Below are 1,206 nucleotides of genomic sequence, written 5' to 3'. Positions count from 1 at the left end.
CGACGTCTCCCCGGTATTGAGTAGCACGAGGCTTTAGAGTCCGATCCCATAACGCAAGGAGATCGGACGTGAAGAAGCGTTTTTCAGAAGAACAGATCATCGGCTTTCTGCGGGAGGCCGAGAGTGGGCTACCGGTGAAAGACCTCTGCCGTCGTCATGGTTTTTCGGAGGCGAGCTATTACCTGTGGCGCAGCAAATTTGGCGGTATGACCGTGCCCGAAGCGAAGCGGCTACGCGAACTGGAAACGGAGAACGCGCGGTTGAAGAAGTTGCTGGCCGAGTCGCTGTTGGAGATTGAAGTGACGCGGGAAGTGTTGAGAAAAAAGTGGTGACCGCGCCGGCACGACGGCTGGCGGTGCGGCAGATGATGAGCAGCGCATTGAGTGAACGTCGTGCGTTGCGCGTCGTGGGCATGAGTGCGAGTGCGCTGCGTTATGAACCGGCACCGGATCGTAATGGGTCATTACGCGAGCGGATCATCGCCTTGGCCCATCGGCATCGCCGCTACGGCGCGGGCATGATCTATCTGAAGTTGCGTCAGGCCGGCCTGCGGGTCAACCACAAGCGCGTGGATCGGCTGTATGCGCTTGCCCAACTGCAAGTGCGCCGACGCAAGCGCAAAAAGGTCCCGCTCTCAGAACGGCAACCGTTGGTTCGGCCGTGCGCAGCCAACCAGGTGTGGTCGATGGATTTCGTGTTTGATCGCACGGCCGAAGGCCGCGTCATCAAATGCCTAACCATTGTGGATGATGCGACGCACGAGTGCGTTGGGATCGTGCCAGAGCGGGCGATCGGTGGTCAGTCACTCACGCGGTTTCTCGATCACATCGGGATGATTCGTGGTTTGCCTGAGGTGATACGAACAGACAACGGCAAAGAGTTCTGCGGCCGCGCGATGCTGACATGGGCGCATGAGCGTGGCGTCACGTTGCGTTTGATCGAACCGGGCAAGCCCAATCAAAACGCTTACATCGAATCATTCAATGGGCGCCTTCGCGACGAGTGCTTGAACGAACATTGGTTTACCAACATGGCCCACGCCAAAGTCGTTATCGAAGCGTGGCGACGCGAATACAACGAGGAGCGACCCAAGAAAAGTCTCGGTGGTATGACGCCCGCTGAGTACGCGAAACAACTCGCGAGCAAAACCGATAAAGTAACCACCGGATTCTAGAGCCGACCGCTACTGAAGCTGGGGGGACGTCG

1 protein-coding gene is annotated in these 1,206 nt (G+C 58.1%); it reads left to right on the top strand.

Annotated features, from left to right (window positions below):
* Positions 1 to 68: 68 nt before the first annotated feature.
* Positions 69 to 1,174, top strand: a protein-coding gene (locus HDE79_RS21755; RefSeq protein ID WP_184605311.1) for an IS3 family transposase whose coding sequence is annotated in 2 segments (ribosomal slippage) — positions 69 to 327 and positions 327 to 1,174 — 1,107 coding nt in all. Because the reading frame shifts where the segments join, the coding sequence is not laid out codon by codon here.
* The last annotated feature ends 32 nt before the right edge of the window (positions 1,175 to 1,206 follow it).

Source organism: Rhodanobacter sp. MP1X3, assembly GCF_014207165.1.
In the GTDB taxonomy this organism is placed as follows: domain Bacteria; phylum Pseudomonadota; class Gammaproteobacteria; order Xanthomonadales; family Rhodanobacteraceae; genus Rhodanobacter.
Note: the sequence above shows the minus strand (reverse complement) of the source record. Positions and strands in the feature narration are given on the sequence as shown.